We start from the raw sequence: 21,302 nt of genomic DNA, 5'->3' as shown, positions 1-21,302 counted from the left end.
AGATGCGGTGCAGCTAAAGCTGGAAAGCAATAAGATTTATCAGCATATTCATATTTTAGATGAACGTGAGAAAGAGGTCATCATTGGGCGTTTTGGCCTAGATCAAGACAAGGAAAAAACACAGCGGGAAATAGCGCGTGAATTGGGGATTTCTCGCTCATATGTATCTCGTATTGAAAAAAGAGCATTGATGAAGCTGTTTCACGAGTTTTATCGAACGAAACAGACGCAGGGCGGGAGATGATTTGATCGTGGGGGAGTACAAGAGAAACGTCAATCGAACACTCCCCCAAAAATTTCATCATTGATCCGTACCTTTGTTATTTACATGCTTAGAACCAATACATAGAAAAGTTCAAGTATTGAAACTTTTTTTATTGATGGTTTACTTAACGTATAAGGAAAAGAACATAAGGGATGTGGCTTATGATTACGAATCTTCATGTAAGCGACGAAGAAATAGCTAAAAAAATTCTTAACGTACAAATTCCTGCATATAAAATAGAGGCAGAGATCATTCATTTTTACGGAATTCCTCAGTTAAAAGACACAGTTGAAACCATTCGTACATGCAATGAACATTTTTTAGGCTATATGATGGAGGAAGAATTAGCAGGGGTTATTTCTTATACGGTGGATCAAAATCATATGGAGATCTGTCGATTAGTGGTTCATCCCAACCATTTTCGAAAAGGGATAGCCAGAAGCTTGGTGGGTTTTGTAATAGAGAATGTGGCCAAAGGAAAGAAAACAACGGTTAGTACTGGTGCAAAGAATATTCCGGCGAAAAAGCTCTATGCGATGTTTGGATTTATAGAAGTGCAAGACATTGAAGTTGCACCTAATGTTTTTATTACATTATTAGAAAAATAGACAAATAAGTCATAAGTATGGTTCATGATGAACGAATGAAATCTCGTTTGAGAGGAACCCAAGAATATTACATGTATGCTGCTAGTCTTGATCAGTCTGGAAATCTTGTAATTAAAATTATCTTAGGATGATTGGAGAAAAAGTGATATAATTTGATTATTCAGTCATCTATTCGATGATAAGGAAGTGTTCAGAATGCCTGTTCAAACATTCAAAGCAACTTCACATTTGCAAGATGGAATGGTCGTTAAAGCCCGCTCCAGAAATTTTGAGTTGACGATTGATGAACCAACAAGCTTAGGTGGGACTGATACCGGAATGAATCCTGTAGAAGTGGTGCTTTCCGCATTAGGTGCCTGCCAATCTATCGTTGCTAGAGTATATGCCAAAAAATTTGGCATTCGTCTTGATGATTTTTGGGTAGAGGTAGAAGGTGATCTCGATACAGATGGTTTCATGAATAAATCCGATGTTCGTCGTGGATATTCTGAGATCAGATACACCTTTCATGTCAAAACAGACGCTCCAAAAGAACGAGTAAAATCATTTGTAGAATTTTTAGAGCGAACTTGTCCAGTTGGAGACACAATTGCTAATCCGGTGAACCTAAAATTAAACGGAATTGTTATTGAAGCCTGATCTATAAAATACGTAAATGATACTAGCGGTTGTAAAGGCACCTCTTACAGGTGCTTTTTCATTTTTATAAAATATAACGTTAAGATTATATCTATACGGGAATCGACTCAGTTAGATTACTGGTCTCCTGATAGTAAGAAGATCCTCCGTGTAACAAAATTAATTACAAATAGGTTTACTTTTGGTAGTAGATTAAAATAAAATAAGATATAATTTCTTTCAATTAAATACTTCGATGAGGAGTGTGGTTACTAATGAATGTTTACACCGAACCTCCTAAAAGATGCCCAGTTTGTAAGAACCAAAAGCTTCACAAAACCGAAAGCCGCATTCAGGTATTCGACGATATTGTAGACGGAGAGCCAAGAAAAATAGAGGTAAAACGCCAAAGATACAGATGTCCGAATTGTCTGGCGAAGTTGTGGGACAAGGTTCACGGAGCATGTTCATATCGAAGGAAAACGTACACATTTATGGAAAGAGAGCAAAAAATCCGCAAAGAAAAAAACATTCGATAACATAATCGTATGTTGAGAAAGAAGAGATTCTGAACTACTCAATGGCTTTATGATCACTCTCTACGTATATAGACAGGTGTTCCGATTGGCACAAGCTTGGCAAGGGCCTCTACGTCACGATTATACATACGAATACAGCCGCGTGATACATATTTTCCGATGGAGGCTGGATTGTTGGTGCCGTGGATACCGTAGTGAGGTTTGCTCAGACCTAACCAATACGTACCAAACACACTTAAGGGACCGCCTGGGTAAGAATTCGGATAAGGGACTTTGTTAATAATGGTAAAATTCCCGAACGGTGTTGCTGTAGCGATTTTACCTAAAGCTACTGGGTATGATCGAACGAGCTGGTTTCCATTGAACAAATATAATTTGCGCTTAGCTATGGAAACATGGATGTGATAAGACAAAAGACATCACCCTCTATCTTTAGCGTTATACATTTTATGCGTAAGAAGTGAAAGGGTAACAAATCCTTGTGTATGATTCTAATGGTAGCTTGAACAAAGAAAAGATCGAAAAAATTCCTTATCAGGATTGGTTTAGATTCGTAATATGAACGAGAAATAGGGTTAGCTTATGAAAGCTTGCCCTATTTCAGACTCTATTTATGAGGAATGATTTGTTTTCCCCGATGTATCTAACTGTGTTACATAAGCATCTTTACCTGCACCTAGACCCACGAGTAGCTGTAGGAAGATAACCACAATAATCCCAAGCAGAGAAGGATTCCAATCATTCATGACATCGTGTAAAAATCCAAACAAAATAGGACCGCAAGCTGCCAGTGTATAACCTATTGACTGGGCCATGCCAGATAGCTCTGCTGATACCATTACGTTTTGAGCGCGCAGAGCAAACATAGTGAGAGCCAGACTGATACTTCCACCCTGCCCTAATCCAATAAACATAATCCATAGAAACAACAAAGCGTTATTACCTAAAAGAAGCCCAGTAAAGCCAATCATGCCAAGCAGAGAAACGAGAGCTGCTAGTCCACTCTGATTCCTACTGCGACCAGCTATCATTGGAACAATAAAACTAACTGGTAAACTGACAAATTGCATGAGAGACAAAATCCATCCTGCTGATTCGGCACTATAGCCACGATCGATTAAGATAGCCGGTAACCATGAAATACTTACGTAAAAAGCTAATGACTGCAAGCCCATAAAGAGTGTGACCTGCCAAGCAAGAGGACAAAGCCAAATGCTTTTTCCTGACGCCTTATTAATTGATGATTTTTTGGGAATATGTAGAGATTGAAGCTGAGGAATCCATATCAATGTAGCCACAAGGCTCAGAAAGACCACACTTAATAGCGAGCCCCTCCACCCAACCTGTAATCCGTGTGCAATCGGTACACTAAGTCCAGATGCTAGTGCCGCGAAGATACCCATTGATAGAGAATAAGCGCCCGTCATAATTCCAATGTTATGGGCAAAATCACGTTTGATTAGGCTAGGTAACAAGACGTTTCCGACTGCGATTGCTGACCCAATCAAAGCGGTGCCAACAAATAGAAAAATAGTTGAAGGAGAGTAGCGTAAGAGAATACCTAAGCTAAGTACAAGTAGCCCAATAAATAAAGTTTTTTCCATACCAAATTGACGGGCTAGTTTTGGGGTAATAGGAGATAGGATTGCAAAAGCAATTAAAGGCAGGGTAGTTAACATTCCAGCAATAGTGCCAGAAAGACCTGTTGTATGACGAATATCACCAATCAGAGGTCCAACTGCTGTTATGGCAGCACGGAGATTGGCGGCAATTAAAATAATTCCGAGAACGGTAAGGATTGTCCGGATTTTGGACTTATGTTCATGGATACGATTCGACTTATATGGCTGCGTATTCATTTAATCCTGTCTCCTTCCCAAGCCTATAGGATCTGCTGTGGTCTAGTTATAAATGAGCAGGCGATTGCCTCCATGGTGTCTGCATCTGGCTGTTTCATTGCTTCAGTTAAAACAATATGAGTCACTGGTGAGCTAGAGAGTGTTGTTTGGTTCATGATGGAAGTTAGAGTATAAGTTAACGCATATGTCTTCTTTTGTACAATTCCCTGTAAAAAGCATACAGCCAGACAAGGGATGATAATATAATGTAGATGGTACCATATAATGGATATTAGCTCAAAGAGAAAGGTTTTTACATTGTGCTTCAAAAAAATATAAAAAAATTTTATTTCACTCTTGCTAAATAAATTTACATCAGTTATAATAGATTTTGTTGAGAGGTTGTTACCAACATTTACTACACGGAGGGATACCGAAGTGGTCATAACGGGGCGGTCTTGAAAACCGTTAGGCGGCAACGTCACGGGGGTTCGAATCCCTCTCCCTCCGCCATACTTTATAGAAAAGCCGATGAAGAAAATTCATCGGTTTTTTTTGTGGTTTTACAAGATAAGCGTCTGTCATGTTAGTGGGAGGCATCTAAAGCTTGATCTAATCGATAGGAAGATAAGATAACAAATAGGTGATGACGACCGTTCCTACTAGAATTACTAGAGCGCTTAGATTTGAAGAAAGGAGGGTAAAAAGCTGCTTACGATACCAGAAATGCCTCCTAGAACAATTACTCTCCCATCTACATAGCATGATGAGCATACAGGCAAGAAAGATATAACGAATGTTTTGATCAGTACTCTTTACCTTAGTATATGTTTCCTGACACGGCTCACGAATGTAGCGTATGCTTGGATCTGCTATCATCTGAAGGCGAAATAGAAGAGTTGAGGATAATACCAGCTCTGTATATAACAAAACGCTCCCTTGTTAAATAAAAGGGAGCGTTTCATTGGACATATGCTGTTGACAACATGTTGTGGATCACCTGCCATATCTATTGCAAAGAAGTTAGCTTCTTATACTGCTCGAACGTGGTAAAAGGAGAACATAATTTTGGTCGCTAGGGCTTTTGATTTCTCAATAGCCAATACCTTTGCTTTGCGAGCGGCGTCCAACATGCTGTTCGCTTCTACACGTTCTTCCCATCTGTTCGTTTTTGTTTCGAACAAAAATGTGTACGTCCTCATCACTCTTTCAACTCCTATTTATATTCTTACTTGTTTATACGATGCAGAAACAAATAAGTTTCAAAAAGTTTGGTAATACAAGAGGTTTTCTACTTCCTATTATGATCCAAAATAAGGAAAAAGATAGGAGGTAATTGTTAATTATTTTTGAACATTTAGAAAAAATATTATGAATGGTAAAAGGGAGATAGCTAGTATGATACTAAAAACAGCACGAACTATTCTATTCCAAAAAAAGAAAAAAGATACCATTTACGCCCTGTTTTTTAAAAAAAGGCAAAAAAGATAATCGAACCTCACCATCTGCCGTTTCGCTTCATGTGCATTGAAATAAGATAAGGTAGGAGGTGAAATCAATGAGTCACGAACTTATTGTTGACCCGCGGGTCTTTCCTCCGACTTCGCAGCCGTCTTATAAAAGTTATAGTGATTGGGCGATAGAATGGTGGCAATGGGCTTTTTCCATTCCAAAGGCTATTCATCCATTATTGGACCTAACTGGCGACTACTCAGAAGTGTATCAAATGAAACAACACGAAAGACCCGTTTGGTTTTTGGCTGGAAGTTACAGTGGACGCCCGGCGGTTCGTACATGTACGATTCCACATACAAAGCCGATCTTTTTCCCCGTATGCAGTGCAGTCAGTAATGACATTCTTTTACCGAAAATAGCAGGAATGCCCCTAGATTTATCCGGTGGTGCAAAATATCTAGCAGACCATATTGTAGAAGCAAACGTCATTTTGGATGGATATCCAATTAAAACGGAAGTGTATCGTGTTTCTTCTCCAATTTTCCCCATTCAGCTACCTTATGATAATCTTCTTGACATAGAGGTTCCTGTTGGTACATGTAAAAAGGCGAATGCAGCTACCGATGGTTTTTGGCTCATGCTAAAACCATTAAGCATTGGAGTTCATCAATTACAGATACGTGGTAAAATGAAGCTCCCTGATACGCCAGAACCATATGTGACAGAGGTAACATACGAATTGCTAGTTCAATAGGGAGAATAACAACAGTAAAAATGGGTGAGAAAGTGACCCATTTTTGTCTTACATAAATGAACAATCAAAAGAAACGGAGATGCTCCAAACTGTCAGTGAAGTTTTATTGGCTGGATTATCCTATGCTATACTAGCGAAAAGCATGCGTAACGCTGGAGATATCGCTTACTTGAGACAATCACTTATAATGAAAAAGGGGAGTTGAGCTAATGAAAATACGCTCCATTGAACCAACACCAAGCCCTAATACCATGAAGCTGACGTTAGATGAACAGCTTCCGAATGGTGTTCAACATAATTTTACCCAAAAAACAAAAGGACAGGCCCCGCAGTATATACAAAAGCTGTTAGGTATTGAAGGAGTGAAAGGGGTTTTTCAGGTTGTAGACTTTATTGCATTGGAACGATTGTCAAATGCAGCTTGGCAGCCAATACTAGCAGAAGCCAAAGAGATATTGGGTGCTGAAGAAATGAGCAGCAATGATTGGGCTCATAATCAGGAAGAAGAACCTGCCTTTGGCGAATTACAAGTATATGTACAAATGTTTAGAGATATTCCTATGCAGGTAAAGGTTATTGCAAATGGAGAAGAAACCCGTACGGGACTTCCAGAACGGTTTGCAAGAATGGCCATGCAGGCTGGAGTTAGTTCCCCGAACTTAATTATAGAGCGTCAGTGGGTTGAGCAGGGCGCACGATATGGAAATGCAAAGGAAGTCGGTGAGGAAGTAGCTCAGGAATTAGATGCTGCTTATGACGAGGCGCGTTTACAAACGTTACTGCAAGTAGCATTAGCTCAAGGGGGACAACAGGAGCTGCCAAAACCACAACCACCGCAAAAGGTGACGATAGAAATGTTTACCGATCCTGATTGGCGTAAACGCTATGCTGTATTAGAGCGAATGGAGCCAACGGAAGAAGACCTCCCTCTGATGAAAAAAGCATTGGAGGATGAGAAAGCGTCTATACGTCGCTTGGCTGTTGTTTATTTGGGGATGATTGGGACAGAAGAAGTACTTCCTTTGTTGTATCTAGCCTTACGGGATGCTTCGCCTTCCGTTAGAAGAACAGCAGGTGACACCTTATCTGACTTAGGAAATCCTAAAGCGATCCCAGCTATGATCGAAGCTTTGCGTGATTCCAATAAATTGGTTCGTTGGCGCGCTGCTCGTTTTCTATTTGAAGTAGGCGATGAATCAGCCTTGCCAGCTCTACACCAAGCTGAAGAGGATAGGGAGTTTGAAATTAGTTTGCAAATTAAATTAGCTATTGAGCGAATCGAGGGTGGAGAAGAAGCAAGCGGGACAGTGTGGCAACAAATGACGAACCGCTCAAGAGAGTAGAGGGGGGAGATCATATGGGGAAAAAAGGTTTAGCAATCGGGCATAAAGCTCCTGATTTTGAACTGGAATCCACCAATGGAACGATCAGGCTAGATCAATATGCGAATAAGCCTTTGCTTCTCTTATTTATTCGGGGAACCTGGTGTCCAAATTGTCGTAAACAGTTGGAAGCCTTACAGACTGCCTGTAGTCGTTTTGACAAGCTAGGTGTACCTATTGTTATTATTGCGGGTCAAAAATTACAAAATCTCATGCAGTATGCCGATAGCACCAATATGCCATTTCCCTTGCTCTCAGATTCAACTCGTGAAGTAATAAAAGCGTATGAGGTGTTTACTCCAATCAAATGGGATTCTTTTCGGATTGCTGTTCCGAGTGCGTATTTATTGGACAAGGAACAGGTTATCCGCTATGCCTATATCGGCAGCTCTCAGTTTGACAGACCAGGCGTAGAGGAATTGCTAGAGGCAGTGCAAAGACTTATAGCAGAGCCATAGCAAGCCCCGAGCATAAGTAGAAAAAACGGTAGTAGTAAAAGACGTTCGTGTTGTTACGGGCGTCTTTTTGTGTTGAAATAAGATTATTCTTTTACATCTTGGATTAGAGAAGAACATCGCTAAACAAACTGTTGTTAAGCTAGGTAAAATGGTCTTTGATTGATTCAAGACTAGCTGGATATAAAAGATTGTTTTCTTTATGCATAAAATATTCACCCGTAGAAAGATACTCTATATAGATTCCTCATTGGCCACCAGCCTTTTCCGTCATTTCCAGCATCTGTGCTCCAAGTGATCTTATCATGAAAATATCACCATCGTTTGATTGCATTTGTATATACATGAATAAACGAATCCACTATAATAGTAAAAAGTTTTCACTGAGGGCATGAGCCGAAAAGCGCATTAGGACAAGAAAATATACCGCTGATGGTATGAATGATTATGCAAAAATTCGATTTCTTAATCTACTGTTAAAGTGCTTTTCCTTGTGAACCTCGTGAAGAAAGATCGAAATGATTTTTTGCTATTTGAAAAATGAGGAGTGTAAACCGATGAAGCGATTTCCCATCCGTTCCCTCTGTACTATCCTGCTTCTGACTTCCGTGCTAGCGGGGTGTGGTGTAGTTAGTACAAACGGTTCCGATTCAACTTCTAAACCTGAAAAGACAGCAAATGCTGGGACGAAGGAACAGAAATTACGCCTCAATATTAAAACTGAACCGCCAACTGCTGACCCAGGTTTAGCACAGGACGCCATTTCAATGGCTGTTGCCCGCTCCGCCTTTGATGGCTTGTTCCGTTTGGGCGAGGATGGCAAGCTGCATGAATCAGTAGCAGAGAGCTATACGATTTCAGACGATTTGAAAACCTATACATTCAAATTGCGCAACTCTACATGGTCAAATGGTGATGCGGTTACCGCTAAGGATTTTGAATATGCTTGGAAACGTGTCTTAGATCCGAAAACAGGCTCTGAGTATGCCTACCAGCTTTATTATATTAAGAATGGTCAAAAGGCCAATGCCAAAGAGGTAACATTAGATCAAGTAGGTGTAAAAGCGCTTGATGATAAGACACTGGAGGTAAAGCTAGAAAATCCAACTCCATTCTTCCTGGAGTTACTGTCCTCCGTGACCTACTATCCAGTGAACCAGAAGGTGGTAGAGGCTAATGAGAAATGGGCAAATAATGCGTCCACACTAGTTGGAAACGGTCCATTTATTATGAAAGAATGGCAGCATAAATCTAAGATTGCATTTGAAAAGAATCCTACGTATTGGGATAAAGAGAATGTAAAATTGGAAAAGTTGGAGTTTAACATGATTGAGGATTCTACAACAGAATTGAGCATGTATGATAACAATGAGCTAGATTGGTCTGGTTCTCCCCTGGGAGATATTCCGTCTGATGCGATTGGTGCATTAAAAGATAAATTGCACACCCAAGCTACAGCGGGAACGTACTGGTATGTATTCAACACCAAAAAAGCTCCATTCAACAATAAAAAAATACGTCAAGCATTTGCCTATGCGATCAATCGTCAGGCACTGATTGATAACATTGTGCAAACGGGTGGAACAGCGGCACTTGGTATCCTACCTCCATCCATGTCATTAAACCCTAGTGGTTATTTTACAGATAATAATATTTCAAAAGCGAAACAACTGTTAGCAGAAGGCTTAAAAGAAGAGAAACTGACAAAATTACCGGAAATCGAGCTTTTGTATAATACTGATGAGTTACATGCAAAGCTTGCGCAAGCTATACAGGATCAATGGCGCAAAACCTTGAACGTAGAAGTGAAACTGAAAAACATGGAGTTAAAAGTAGTGCGTGAAGCGATGAAGGAAGGCGCCTTCCAAATTGCACGTGCTAGTTGGATTGGTGATTTTAATGATCCAATTAATTTTTTGGAGGTATTTAAAGCAGAAGGTGGCAGCAACAAATCTGGATGGTCTAACCCAACATATACCGAGCTTTTAGCCAAGTCCTCAGCGGAAGGTAATCAGGAGAAACGTAGGGAGCTATTAAAACAAGCTGATACGATGCTCATGAATGAAATGCCAGTCACTCCGATCTACTATTACACATATAAATGGTTACAAAAGGATGATGTGAAAGGCGTAGTCATCGACGCACTGGGCTTCGTCGATTATAAATACGCCCGTCGCGAGTAGAAAGGGAGCGAGAGGCTTGCGTCCGGTTATCGGGATCGCTAGTTCCAAAATGTATGTTTCAGACAATCGTGTGGATCATTTTTTCTACACGAGTCATTGTTACGTGGAAGGCATTATCAGAAGCGGAGGAATACCGCTTCTTTTGCCATTAATACACGAGGAATTCTATCCAATTGCTGAGATGCTTGAGGCTGTAGACGCTGTGCTTTTGACTGGCGGCGTTGATCCTGCCCCTCATCTATACGGAGAAGCTCCACATCAGCGGCTTGGTGAAGTAGACTACGAACGTGATCAAGCCGAGCTTCTACTAATTCGTGCTCTATTACGTGCACGTAAGCCGATGCTTGGAATATGCAGAGGGGCACAAATGATAGCTGTAACAGTCGGAGGTAGCCTGATTCAGGATATCGAGAGTGCATATCCAAACGCATTGCAACATCAGCAAATCGGTTCAAAGCAGTACGGTTCTCACTACATTCAGGTGTCAGATGGCTTTTTAAAGAGGGCATTACGATCTGAAACAGTTTTAGTCAATAGCTCTCACCATCAGGCTGTTAAAACATTGCCTACAGGTTATCGCGTGACGGCTGTGGCTCCTGATGGGGTCATTGAAGGCTTTGAAAGCGAAGATGGTCGCACAATTGCAGTCCAATGGCATCCTGAGCGTATGTGGATGCATGACGAACAAATGCTTGGGATTTGTAAGGCGTTTGTACAGCTAGTGAACCAGCAAACAGAAGCATAAGGAAAACGAAAGCGTGTGAACAAGGAACGAGGGATTCCTTTGTTTGCGCGCTTTTTTGTTATGTATAAAGCGTAATATTAGGGAAAAGTTTGTTAGGTTCTATGCACAAATCGACTAATTTTGGGCAATCTAAAAAAAACATTTGACAAAAGGTGTGGTTGTAACTAAAATAGTTACAAGAAGAGCGGTTGTCCAATGACTTGATCTGATCTGATTTATTCAAATGAGCACCGTGTTTGATATTTGATTCCTAAATAAGGAGGCCTATAATATGAAAATCGCTATTATTGGAGCAACAGGAAGAGCAGGAAAATTGATCATGCAAGAGGCATTGCAAAGAGGTCATGAAGTGACAGCTATTGTACGCGATGCATCCAAGCTTGATCAAAATCAAAAGGTAGCTGTACTACAAAAAGACATATTTGACCTAACTACTCAGGATTTAAATAAATTTGATGTTGTTGTTAATTCCTTTGGTGCAAAACCAGGCGAAGAACATTTACATGTGGAAGCAGGTAATGTTTTGATTGAAGCGCTAAAAAATGCTCCACAAACAAAGTTATTTGTAGTTGGAGGAGCGGGAAGCTTGTTTGTAGATGAAGCGAAAACCGTTCGTCTATTTGAAACACCAGAATTCCCGAAAGAATATTTGGCGACAGCGACAAATCAAGGTAAAAATCTAGAGATTCTAAAGCAATCCAATCTACCTCAATGGACATTCTTGAGCCCATCAGCAATGTTTGAACCAGGTGAGCGCACAGGGCGTTATCAAAAAGGGGAAGACAATTTATTGGTAAATGCAAAAGGTGAAAGCTCCATCAGCATGGAGGATTATGCTATTGCAGTACTAGACGAGCTTGAAAATCCACAATTTGTAAACAAACGTTTCACTGTTGCGTCTGTATAACTTGACGCCAATAGGGCAATGTTTTGAGTAGCATTATTTTTTCTAACAACAGGGAGGCATCTACCATGGCAAAAGATTTCTATACAGCAGTTGAAGGAAGACGTTCTATTTATGGTATCAGCAAAGAAGTAAGCATCTCAGATGATAAAATCAAAGAAATCATCGAATTTGCTCTAAAGCATACGCCATCTTCATTTAATTCCCAAACTGCTCGCATTGTGCTTCTATTAGGAGAACAACATGATAAATTGTGGAATTTGACAGAAGCAGCTTTGCGTAAGGTAGTTGGGGATAACAACTTTGCTCCAACTGAAGAAAAAATGAAATCTTTCCGTAATGGTTACGGAACAGTGCTTTTCTTTGAAGACCAACAAGTTGTAGAGCAATTGCAAAAGGATTTTGCGCTCTATAAAGATAACTTCCCTATTTGGTCTCAACAATCTTCTGGTATGCATCAATTTGTTATCTGGACTGCTCTTGAAATGGAAGGCTTAGGAGCTACCTTGCAACATTACAATCCATTAATTGATGAAGACGTGAGAAAAGAGTGGAATGTTCCAGCTCATTGGAAACTAATTGCTCAAATGCCATTTGGTCAACCAACAATGGCTCCTAAGGAAAAAGAATTCAAACCACTAGATGAGCGTTTTAAAACATTTAAATAAGCATCACAGCAGCATGTAAGACATGTAAGATTTCCTTGATCGTAATGAACAATGTAGTGGAGAAAACCTAAAAAAAGATAAATTGGAGCTACCTAACCTTGTGGGTAGCTCATTTTTTTTGTCTGCACACTTATCTCTATTCCCATCCACCTAACATCGCGTTATAATGAACAAATCTTTTAGAATGAATCGATGTCAATGGAGTAAAGAAGGGTGAATGTGAACACAGAAACAAACAAATTCCAGCGTCAAACTCTATTTCAAATTACGTGGCCGATCTTTTTTGAATTAGCGCTACATATGGGGATGGGGATTATTGCAACTCTGATGCTGAGTCATTATTCCGATGACGCAGCTACAGGTGTAGGCGTGGCAAATCAGCTCTTAAATATTTTTATTTTAATTTTTAACGTGACGTCAATTGGTGCGACTATTTTGATTGGTCAAAGACTAGGAGCTAATCAATTAGATCAAGCAAGACAGCTAGCACGATCTGCTTTTGGCTTAAATTTTTGGTTTGGAATGGCTGTTGCTGCAATTGTAGTAATATTTGGCAAACAATTTCTTGGTCTTTTTGAGCTTGAAGGGGATGTTCTTGCCTATGGACTTTTGTTTGTACAAATTTGTGGGGCATCCTTGTTTCTAGAATCAATTGCCTTAGCTTTAAGTGCTGTACTTCGCAGTCATGGATATACGAAAGACTCCTTGATGGTTACCCTGTTGATGGACATGATTAGTGTAGGTGGTAATGTTATCGCGATTACAGGTATTTTTGGATTGCCTATTACGGGAGTGACTGGCGTAGCTTGGGCAATGGTGGTCGCACGTGCCTTTGCAGTGGGTGCTTTGTTATATTTGGTTTTTCGTCAGCTTGCTTTACGTATTCGATTAAAAGATATCTTTATTGTAAGAAAAAAGGACATCCAAGGACTTTTATCGATCGGGATTCCTTCGGCTGGTGAAAATTTGTCCTACCAGCTATCACAAGTAATCATTACAGGATTTATTGCGATGATGGGAACTGCATCGCTGGCAGCACGTGTCTATGTATTGAACATTTCTATGATCTGCTATCTATTTACATTAGCGATTGCACAAGGTACACAGTTGCTGGTGGCCCGCTATATTGGTGGGAAACAATACGACAAGGCCTTGCGTCGAGGGATGCGTACCTTAAAAATTTCAATGTGTGCTTCGTTTGCCACGACACTGATTATCGCATTGTTAGGATCGCCGATTTTGCATATGTTTACGACTGACCCAGCTATTATTACTGTAGCCCTTCCTGTTTTGTGGATTATGGTCATTACCGAAACAGGTAGAGCGATGAATATTGTTTTAATGGGTTCATTAAAGTCCGCTGGTGATGTTCGATTCCCAGTAATCATCGGTATTTTTGCAATGTGGGGGATTGCGGTAGTCTTTAGTTATACGCTTGGTATCTATTTTGGACTTGGTTTGCTTGGGGTATGGATTGCACAAGGAATGGATGAATGGTTCCGCGGGTGCTTTGCCATGCGTAGATGGGTAAACAAACCCTGGGATACTACTCAAAATGTAAATAGCTTAACGAAGTGAATTGAATCGTTACACCCAGTGTTCTATAATAACAATAGAGTTGGATGAGAATATATGTTTGGGTGAAGCGGCTATGAAAAAATTTATTCATGTGGACATCGATGCATTTTATGCTAGCGTAGAACAACTGGATCATCCAGAATGGCGAAATCAGCCTGTCATTGTAGGAGGTACCGGCAATCGGGGCGTAGTAGCTACCTGCAGCTACGAGGCCCGTTCGTTTGGTGTGCGTTCTGCTATGCCAGTTGCTCTTGCACGAAAAAAATGTCCACAGGGTATTTTTGTCCCATGTCGCTTCGCTCGTTATCATGAAAAATCCGAGGAAATTAGACGGATTTATACCGAATATGCACAATTGTATCAGCCCATCGGACTAGATGAAGCTTACTTAGATGTGTCTCATTACGAAAACGCAGTTCCCATTGCCAAAGAGTTGAAAAGACGTATTAAACAAGAAACGGGCCTTACCTGTAGCATCGGTTTATCCTACAATATGTCTCTAGCCAAAATCGCCAGTGATTTGAAAAAACCAGATGCTTTTGTCATTATCCGTGCGGAAAATGCTTTGGATGTTCTGGCTCCGTTACCAATTAGTGTTTTACATGGTGTAGGTAAAAAATCGCAGGAGGTTTTATCTAAAAAGGGGATTGAGACAGTTCGAGATTTGTGGGAGCTGTCTGTAGAGGAAATGGTTCAACTATTTGGCAAGTGGGGACATGCGCTATACGGGCGTGCACGCGGTATTGATCAACGAGAAATTGAAATGGATCGCCCTGTTAAATCAATTAGCCGGGAAACCACCCTGGTGTACGATTTGCAGGAGCGTGACCGAATCGCTGAAATTGCCCGTGAATTACTTGCTCATATAAAAGAAGAAGCGGAGCAGGAGGGGGTACATCCTCAAACCCTCACGTTGAAAGTAAGATTTACTGACTTCACAACAAAAAGTAAACAGCGTAAAGTAATGTCAGGAACATCCTGGGAGGAATGGTTAGAATTTTTATTGGATGAATTTGATTTCTCAAGCGGTGTTAGATTGATTGGTGTCGGCTTTTCTAATTTTCTGCGGGAAGAGGAACAGAAGGACAGATTTGAACAGCTTAGTATTTTTTCACTCCCCGCCTGGAAAGAAGGAATGTAACATGAGTAAGACTATCGTTTATTATGATGAGCATTGCAAGATGTGCTGCTTTATTCGTGAACGGTTAACTAGTTTATTGTTACCCGGGAAAAAGCATCAGATAGAGTGGCGTCATTACGAGGAAGCGCCTGCTTGTGATTTACAGGATAAAGCATGCGGAGAAGCAATGGAGGTCCTCCTTCCCTCAGGAGAACGTCTGCGAGCATTTTATGCAGTGAGAAAATTGCTTGCCCTTACTTATTTTTGCTGGTTATCCCCGTTTTTTTATTTGCCAGGTGCTGCTTATTTTGGTGAAAAAGCATATGCTTGGGTTGCCCGAAATCGATATCATTGGTTTGGAAGAACAGAGGGATGAACGAGATGGCAGATACGAATCGGTTTCATTGCTGTGAGACATGTCAGCATTTTTGCGTGCACAGAGGCGGTCAGGGTGATAAAACCACTTACTCCTGCGGGAGGCTCGGGTATGAGACGAAGCCTTCCTATCGTTTTGATTGTTGGCGGCCAACAGAGCGGGTTTGCAAATTGATTGAAAAAGAGAACTTGTTTTGCAACAAGCCTTCCAAATATGGTATAGTTAGTCCCGATATCTCGTTCGTGGTGCATGCAAAACCAGTGAACGGTGAACGGGAGGTACGGGCATTTGCTTTTACAGAAGTTAACCCCAAATGAGTATGTGGAATCCATCTTTTCCATTAATATAGATGAACTCCGAAAACGTAACATCAAAGCGGTAATCACTGATTTGGATAACACGTTAGTTGGATGGGATACACCTGATGCTACTCCAGAGGTAATGAATTGGTTTAAGCGTTTGGATGAAGCAGGAATTCAAGTGACGGTTGTATCCAATAATAATAAGGCACGGGTTTTACATTTTTGTGAACCCTTACAATGCCACTATATTCCTGCTGCGCGAAAGCCTACCAATCAGGCGTTTAAACGTGCGATTGAAATTATGAATGTTCGCATTGAGGAGACAGTAGTTATTGGAGATCAATTGTTTACAGATGTGCTGGGCGGCAACCTTTTAGGGTTTCATACCATTTTGGTTGTTCCAGTTAAAAATTCAGATGGTTTTTTTACGCGATTTAACCGGAAAATGGAACGACTTGCCCTGCACTGGATGAGCAAGAAAGGAATGATTTCGTGGTACAACAACAAGAAGTAAATCAGGACTTCGAGGGCCCAGTTAGCTGTGCGGGCTGTGGAGTTGAAATACAGACAGAAAATAAAGCGAAGCCAGGCTATGCACCAGCTTCTGCATTGAATCGTGAAGTAGTGATTTGTCAGCGTTGTTTTCGCATTAAACACTATAATGAAGTAGCGCCTGTAGAAATGCATGATGATGATTTTCTCCGTATTTTAAATGGAATTGGTTCAACAAAATGCTTAGTGGTTATGGTAGTTGATTTATTTGACTTCCAGGGTTCCTGGCTACGGGGATTGCCGCGCTTTGTTGGACAAAATCCAATCTTGTTGGTTGGAAATAAAGTAGATTTATTACCTCGCAATATTAATCTTAATCGTGTAAAAAACTGGATTCAGCATGAAGCGAAAGAACGTGGTTTAAAGCCGAATGAAGTGGTTCTCGTGAGTGCGCAAAAAGGAATAGGGATTGATGAGCTGCTTGCTCGGATTGGAGAATTCCGCAAAGGACGCGATGTTTATATTGTAGGGGTAACTAATGTTGGTAAATCCACGCTGATTAATCGGATTTTACACGATTACGGTGCAGCGGACATGGAAATCACCACATCGCCTTTCCCAGGAACTACCTTAGATAAGATCGAAATTCCTCTAGAGGATGGACGTTCTATATTTGATACACCTGGTATTATTAATCGTGATCAGATTGGTCATCTTGTGTCGCCTGAGGATTTACGCAAACTTACTCCGAAATCACGGATTAATCCGCGCGTCTTCCAATTAAACGATAAACAGACGTTGTTCTTCGGTGGATTGGCTCGCGTTGACTATGTAAGGGGAGAACGTCAGCCATTTGCTTGCTACTTGGCTAATGACCTGTACATTCACCGTACAAAATTAGATAATGCGGAAGAAGTGCTGGAGAAGCATCATGGGGAGATGCTTGCCCCGCCTTCAGGAGAAGCGGCTAAAGCGTTATTGCCATTTACCCGCTATACGCTAAAAATTGATACAAATGGACCAACTGATATTGTTATTGCTGGGCTTGGCTGGATTGCGCTTCAGGGAAAAGTAAAAGGGGTCGTAGAAGTACATGTGCCAAAGGGTGTAAGTGTCGGATTACGAAAAGGCTTAATTTAATCAAGTCTGTGTCGATCACTTGAACAACAAGCAAGCCCCTTCTTTGCGGAGGGGCTTTTCTAACTTTACTTGGGGGAGGGGTCTTCCTGTTACATAGTAAAACGACAATGGTTGGGCTGTTTGGACGTCCTGTAGGACATTCCTTATCTCCAGTGATGCATAATACGGCTTTTGAACAAAAACAATTGCCATTTGCTTATGCAGCTTTCGAAGTTAATGATGATCAGATTAAAGAAGCGGTCGAGGCTATTCGTGCTTTAGGCATGCGAGGGGCTAACGTCACCATACCGCACAAGGTAGCCGTTATTCCGTATTTGGATAAAATTGATCCCTTGGCAGAACGGATTGGAGCCGTTAATACTATTGTAAATGAAGATGGCACCCTGATTGGATATAATACGGATGGAACAGGGTATGTTCGCTCGTTATTAGAAGAAACAGGGATTGATTTAACAGAGCAGACTGTTACGCTACTAGGTGCTGGTGGTGCCGCTCGCGCAGTTGCATGTACATTGGTAGAACGTGGAGTAAAAGAAATTCGGATTGTTAATCGCTCACTTGAGCGTGCAGAATTATTGGCGATGGCTCTGGGGTCTCAAATCCCTATACGTGTATATTCATTTGCTCAAGCTGACCAAGCGATTCAAGACAGCACTCTTTTAATCAATACGACTTCTATTGGAATGTACCCTCATATTCATGAAATGCCTGTAGATAGAAACTCCTTACGGCCTGATTTAATCGTAAGCGATTTAATCTATAACCCATTAGAAACACAATTGTTACAGTGTGCCAAAGAAATCGGAGCAACCCATCACTCAGGTCTTGGCATGTTTATAAATCAAGGGGCGCTGGCTTACGAACTGTGGACAGGTGAAGCGGCGCCTACTGACAAAATGAGAGAAATTGTGTTGCAGCATTTGCAACAAGGAGGAAATTAAATGCTAACTGGTAAACAAAAACGTTATTTGCGCTCTATGGCCCACCACCTTACGCCTATTTTTCAAGTAGGGAAGGGCGGAGTAAATGAAAATATGGTAAAGCAGATTCAAGAGGCTCTAGAGGTACGCGAGCTCATTAAAGTCTCCATTTTGCAAAATAATATGGATGACAAGCATGCAGTGGCAGAAGATTTGGCAACTGGAGCAGGTGCGGAAATGGTACAATTAATCGGTCATACCGTTGTTTTGTACAAAGAGTCAAAAGAAAATAAAACGATCGTGCTACCATAAGGATTAAAGAAAGCATATGAAACGTATTGGCATAATGGGTGGCACATTTGATCCAATTCATAATGCGCATTTATTAATTGCCGAGCAGGCGAGAGAGCAGGCAAAGCTTGATGAGGTTTGGTTTATGCCTGCTCATATTCCGCCCCATAAACAAGAGAAAAAAAGTGTAGCAAACGCTATTCACCGAGCAGAAATGGTGCGACTAGCAATACGTAATCATCCGCAGTTTCGGATTACGACGGTAGAGTTGGATCGAGAAGGTCCTTCTTACACTGTTGACACGATGCAACAATTAGTTACATTACATCCTACTTACGAGTTCTCATTTATTATTGGAGGGGACATGGTAGAGATGCTACCACAATGGTATGCCATAGAAGAGTTGGTAAAGCTGGTACGTTTTATTGGATTTCATCGTCCTCACTTCGCACCACAACCTTCAAGATGGACAACTTATGTGGATTTTATCGAGATTCCGCTTTGGGACCTTTCTTCTACGTATGTCCGCGAACAGATCCAGATTGGAAAAAGTATTCGCTATCTTGTTCCTTCAGCGGTGGAATGCTATATAAAGGAGAGCGGGTTATATGGAGCAGATCCAACATAGAGAAGCCTTGCTTAAGCAGGTTAGAGCTCAAATGCATGAAAAGCGTTACCAGCATACCTTAGGCGTCGCAGAATCAGCCAAAAAGCTGGCCGTTCGCTACGGAGCAGATCCGATCAAAGCTGAGTTAGCAGGACTGCTGCATGATTACTGCAAATGCTGGGAGATTTCTCGGCTACGAGATTATCTTCTTCGTTATGATTTACCTCAGGATCTGCTTTCAGGGGATAAAGAATTATGGCATTCTTTTGTAGGAGCGATTGTGGTGCAGCAGGAGCTACAGATACAGGATGCTGAGATATTGCAAGCGATTCGTTATCATACGACAGGCCGTGAGAACATGTCCTTGCTGGAGAAGGTTGTTTGTCTGGCTGATTACATTGAACCCAATCGCAATTATCCTGGTGTAGAGGATATTAGATGCCTAGCAGAGCAAGATTTGAATCAGGCGTTAGCACTTGCGCTCGGAGGAACAATACGTTTTTTACTTGAAAAAAAACAGCGGGTATATCCGCTCACTTTGCTTGCTTATAATGATCTTGTAATAGAATGAGGAGGCCTTTCATGGTACAAATAGACAATCAATTACTTCAACTAGCATATAAAGCTTGTGAAGATAAAAAAGCAGAAAATATTGTGGTGCTTGACATCCACACCATCTCAGTTATGGCAGACCGTTTTATCATTTGTCACGGTAACAATGAGCGTCAAGTACAGGCGATTGTTCGTGAAATTCGTGATCAGGTGCATAAAAATGGGTATAATATTCGTGGTATTGAAGGGGAAGAACAAGGTCGTTGGGTATTAGTTGACTGTGGAGATGTAGTTGTTCACGTTTTCCATAAAGAAGAACGCGACTTCTATAATCTTGAAAAACTATGGTCTGATGCACCTCGCGTCACTGTAGAAGTGTAGGAAAAGGCTATGTCATATACGCATTTAGCTACAGTCTACGATGCGTTGATGGCGGATACGCCTTATCAGGACTGGCTGGTTTGGGCGGAGGATTATTGGCAGCTACACGGCAAACCACAGACAATTCTTGACTTGGGATGTGGTACAGGCAGTATTGCCATTCCTCTGGCCCAAAAAGGCTATCAGGTAACCGGTGTTGATTTATCGCCAGAGATGCTTGCAATTGCCTATGAAAAAATGAAAACAGCACATGTTGATATTAATTGGGTTGAACAAGATATGACAGAGCTCTCTGTCAGCCCGATTGATTCGGTTATTTCCTTCTGTGATTGCCTTAGTTATATTACGGAAAAGGAAGCTGTGCAAGCTACGTTTCAGCGTGTGTACCAGCATGTAAAACCAGGTGGATCTTTCCTTTTTGATGTACATAGTCCTTATAAAATTCTCACCTTTTTTGGAAATAACACATTTACGCATGTAGATGAAGAGATCAACTACATCTGGCAATGCTATACGGATGAAGAACGAATAGAAGTAGAGCATGATCTTACTTTCTTTATTCGGGTAGAAAATGGATGCTATCAAAAACGGGAAGAAACACAATACCAAAGAGCTTATCAGCCAACAGAGATCATTTTGTGGCTGCGAGAGGCTGGCTTTGAAGAAATTAAGCTAACTGCTGATTTTGTGAATCTTCCTCCTGTTGCTGAAAGCGAACGGCTATTTTTTTCAGCCAAACGTCCTCATGATTGACATGTTCCGGTAAAAACGACTATAATCGATTCATATATGAACAAAGCGAAAATGAGGCCTAGTACAAAAGCTAGATCCGGCATAAGAGAGTTGACGGTAGGTGCGAGTCAACCCGATTCTTTTTGGAACTCCCCTCATTGCTTTTTTGCTGAAGACTTTCGTTGTGTAGGCAAAAGCGTCTGTCCACGTTACGGAAAAGGAAGGGAGTAGGGCACTGGGTAACGTTTCATCATGTTAAACAGTTGCTTTGCTAACTAGGGTGGTACCGCGAGAAGAAAAACAACCTCTCGTCCCTAGCAGCTTTTTCGGCTGTTAGAGATGTGAGGTTTTTTGTGTGTCTTAGGGGCTAGACGGTTTTTGTCTGCTGATCATAAGA

General features: G+C 41.1%; 25 protein-coding genes, 1 tRNA gene and 1 other annotated feature. Of the genes, 23 read left to right on the top strand and 3 right to left on the bottom strand.

The genetic code is table 11. From position 1 onward, the window contains the following. The 3 genes from AYJ08_RS15000 to AYJ08_RS14990 form a co-directional block, all read left to right on the top strand. Positions 1–244, top strand: a 244-nt coding sequence (locus AYJ08_RS15000) for a sigma factor-like helix-turn-helix DNA-binding protein (RefSeq protein WP_082890979.1), incomplete at its 5' end; no start/stop codon positions are given. Positions 245–426: 182 nt separating this feature from the next. Further along, positions 427–873: a GNAT family N-acetyltransferase gene (locus AYJ08_RS14995; RefSeq protein ID WP_064018402.1), complete on the top strand. Its 447-nt coding sequence runs from the start codon at positions 427–429 to the stop codon at positions 871–873. A gap of 195 nt (positions 874–1,068) precedes the next feature. Beyond that, positions 1,069–1,512: an OsmC family protein gene (locus AYJ08_RS14990; RefSeq protein ID WP_064018401.1), complete on the top strand. Its 444-nt coding sequence runs from the start codon at positions 1,069–1,071 to the stop codon at positions 1,510–1,512. A gap of 571 nt (positions 1,513–2,083) precedes the next feature. On the opposite strand, the gene AYJ08_RS14980 is transcribed toward AYJ08_RS14990, so the two are convergent. Next, positions 2,084–2,443, bottom strand: coding sequence for a L,D-transpeptidase (locus AYJ08_RS14980; protein WP_064018399.1), 360 nt, complete (start codon positions 2,441–2,443; stop codon positions 2,084–2,086). A gap of 198 nt (positions 2,444–2,641) precedes the next feature. Then, the gene (locus AYJ08_RS14975) at positions 2,642–3,889 is read right to left on the bottom strand and encodes a CynX/NimT family MFS transporter (protein WP_064018398.1); all 1,248 of its coding nucleotides are present in this window, start codon (positions 3,887–3,889) and stop codon (positions 2,642–2,644) included. Positions 3,890–4,292: 403 nt separating this feature from the next. Between AYJ08_RS14975 and AYJ08_RS14970 the strand changes: the two genes are divergently transcribed. After that, a tRNA-Ser gene (locus AYJ08_RS14970) sits at positions 4,293–4,381 on the top strand. A 518-nt stretch (positions 4,382–4,899) separates the two neighbouring features. On the opposite strand, the gene AYJ08_RS24025 is transcribed toward AYJ08_RS14970, so the two are convergent. Further along, entirely contained in the window at positions 4,900–5,070 is a 171-nt protein-coding gene (locus AYJ08_RS24025; RefSeq protein ID WP_003343153.1) for a hypothetical protein, read from the bottom strand. 356 nt (positions 5,071–5,426) lie between these two features. Here AYJ08_RS24025 and AYJ08_RS14965 point away from each other — a divergent pair, with 356 nt between their 5' ends. From AYJ08_RS14965 to AYJ08_RS14875, 19 genes are all read left to right on the top strand, one after another. Next, on the top strand, positions 5,427–6,077 hold the full coding sequence (locus AYJ08_RS14965) for a hypothetical protein (RefSeq protein ID WP_064018397.1): 651 nt from the start codon (positions 5,427–5,429) through the stop codon (positions 6,075–6,077). 209 nt (positions 6,078–6,286) lie between these two features. Then, the gene (locus AYJ08_RS14960; RefSeq protein WP_064018396.1) at positions 6,287–7,420 is read left to right on the top strand and encodes a conserved virulence factor C family protein; all 1,134 of its coding nucleotides are present in this window, start codon (positions 6,287–6,289) and stop codon (positions 7,418–7,420) included. Between the two features lie 14 nt (positions 7,421–7,434). Further along, positions 7,435–7,917, top strand: a complete 483-nt coding sequence (locus tag AYJ08_RS14955) for a peroxiredoxin family protein (RefSeq protein ID WP_064018395.1) — start codon at positions 7,435–7,437, stop codon at positions 7,915–7,917. A gap of 554 nt (positions 7,918–8,471) precedes the next feature. After that, positions 8,472–10,097 carry a peptide ABC transporter substrate-binding protein gene (locus tag AYJ08_RS14950; RefSeq protein WP_064018394.1) on the top strand — a complete coding sequence of 542 codons (1,626 nt, stop codon included), beginning with the start codon at positions 8,472–8,474 and terminating at the stop codon, positions 10,095–10,097. A 16-nt stretch (positions 10,098–10,113) separates the two neighbouring features. Continuing rightward, positions 10,114–10,842, top strand: coding sequence for a gamma-glutamyl-gamma-aminobutyrate hydrolase family protein (locus AYJ08_RS14945; protein ID WP_064018393.1), 729 nt, complete (start codon positions 10,114–10,116; stop codon positions 10,840–10,842). Positions 10,843–11,113: 271 nt separating this feature from the next. Next, on the top strand, positions 11,114–11,749 hold the full coding sequence (locus AYJ08_RS14940) for an NAD(P)-dependent oxidoreductase (protein WP_064018392.1): 636 nt from the start codon (positions 11,114–11,116) through the stop codon (positions 11,747–11,749). A 65-nt stretch (positions 11,750–11,814) separates the two neighbouring features. Continuing rightward, the gene (locus AYJ08_RS14935; protein WP_064018391.1) at positions 11,815–12,414 is read left to right on the top strand and encodes a nitroreductase family protein; all 600 of its coding nucleotides are present in this window, start codon (positions 11,815–11,817) and stop codon (positions 12,412–12,414) included. A gap of 219 nt (positions 12,415–12,633) precedes the next feature. Further along, positions 12,634–13,992 carry an MATE family efflux transporter gene (locus AYJ08_RS14930; protein WP_064018408.1) on the top strand — a complete coding sequence of 453 codons (1,359 nt, stop codon included), beginning with the start codon at positions 12,634–12,636 and terminating at the stop codon, positions 13,990–13,992. A gap of 73 nt (positions 13,993–14,065) precedes the next feature. Further along, on the top strand, positions 14,066–15,133 hold the full coding sequence (gene dinB, locus AYJ08_RS14925; RefSeq protein ID WP_031414032.1) for a DNA polymerase IV: 1,068 nt from the start codon (positions 14,066–14,068) through the stop codon (positions 15,131–15,133). A 1-nt stretch (position 15,134) separates the two neighbouring features. Beyond that, entirely contained in the window at positions 15,135–15,488 is a 354-nt protein-coding gene (locus AYJ08_RS14920) for a thiol-disulfide oxidoreductase DCC family protein (RefSeq protein ID WP_064018390.1), read from the top strand. Next, the gene (locus AYJ08_RS24965; protein WP_369799688.1) at positions 15,485–15,805 is read left to right on the top strand and encodes a hypothetical protein; all 321 of its coding nucleotides are present in this window, start codon (positions 15,485–15,487) and stop codon (positions 15,803–15,805) included. Before AYJ08_RS14920 ends, AYJ08_RS24965 begins: the two co-directional genes overlap by 4 nt. Further along, entirely contained in the window at positions 15,777–16,304 is a 528-nt protein-coding gene (locus AYJ08_RS14910; protein WP_003338270.1) for a YqeG family HAD IIIA-type phosphatase, read from the top strand. Before AYJ08_RS24965 ends, AYJ08_RS14910 begins: the two co-directional genes overlap by 29 nt. Further along, positions 16,283–17,422, top strand: a complete 1,140-nt coding sequence (gene yqeH / locus AYJ08_RS14905; protein ID WP_064018389.1) for a ribosome biogenesis GTPase YqeH — start codon at positions 16,283–16,285, stop codon at positions 17,420–17,422. The genes AYJ08_RS14910 and yqeH overlap by 22 nt, the downstream gene beginning before the upstream one ends. Positions 17,423–17,508: 86 nt before the next feature. Continuing rightward, entirely contained in the window at positions 17,509–18,363 is an 855-nt protein-coding gene (locus tag AYJ08_RS14900; RefSeq protein ID WP_082890978.1) for a shikimate dehydrogenase, read from the top strand. Continuing rightward, on the top strand, positions 18,364–18,654 hold the full coding sequence (gene yhbY, locus AYJ08_RS14895) for a ribosome assembly RNA-binding protein YhbY (RefSeq protein ID WP_003338267.1): 291 nt from the start codon (positions 18,364–18,366) through the stop codon (positions 18,652–18,654). A gap of 16 nt (positions 18,655–18,670) precedes the next feature. Then, positions 18,671–19,261, top strand: coding sequence for a nicotinate-nucleotide adenylyltransferase (locus AYJ08_RS14890; RefSeq protein ID WP_064018387.1), 591 nt, complete (start codon positions 18,671–18,673; stop codon positions 19,259–19,261). Next, positions 19,242–19,811, top strand: a complete 570-nt coding sequence (gene yqeK, locus AYJ08_RS14885) for a bis(5'-nucleosyl)-tetraphosphatase (symmetrical) YqeK (RefSeq protein WP_064018386.1) — start codon at positions 19,242–19,244, stop codon at positions 19,809–19,811. Before AYJ08_RS14890 ends, yqeK begins: the two co-directional genes overlap by 20 nt. Before the next feature lie 11 nt (positions 19,812–19,822). Beyond that, positions 19,823–20,173, top strand: coding sequence for a ribosome silencing factor (gene rsfS, locus AYJ08_RS14880; RefSeq protein ID WP_031414039.1), 351 nt, complete (start codon positions 19,823–19,825; stop codon positions 20,171–20,173). A 9-nt stretch (positions 20,174–20,182) separates the two neighbouring features. Beyond that, positions 20,183–20,926: a class I SAM-dependent DNA methyltransferase gene (locus AYJ08_RS14875; RefSeq protein ID WP_064018385.1), complete on the top strand. Its 744-nt coding sequence runs from the start codon at positions 20,183–20,185 to the stop codon at positions 20,924–20,926. 39 nt (positions 20,927–20,965) lie between these two features. Continuing rightward, positions 20,966–21,224 (top strand) — a binding site (T-box leader). The last annotated feature ends 78 nt before the right edge of the window (positions 21,225–21,302 follow it).

The organism is Brevibacillus sp. SKDU10 (genome assembly GCF_001645205.1).
GTDB classification, from domain to species: domain Bacteria; phylum Bacillota; class Bacilli; order Brevibacillales; family Brevibacillaceae; genus Brevibacillus_B; species Brevibacillus_B halotolerans.
The sequence above is the reverse complement of the archived record's forward strand: the minus strand, read 5'-3'. Positions and strand labels throughout refer to the sequence as shown.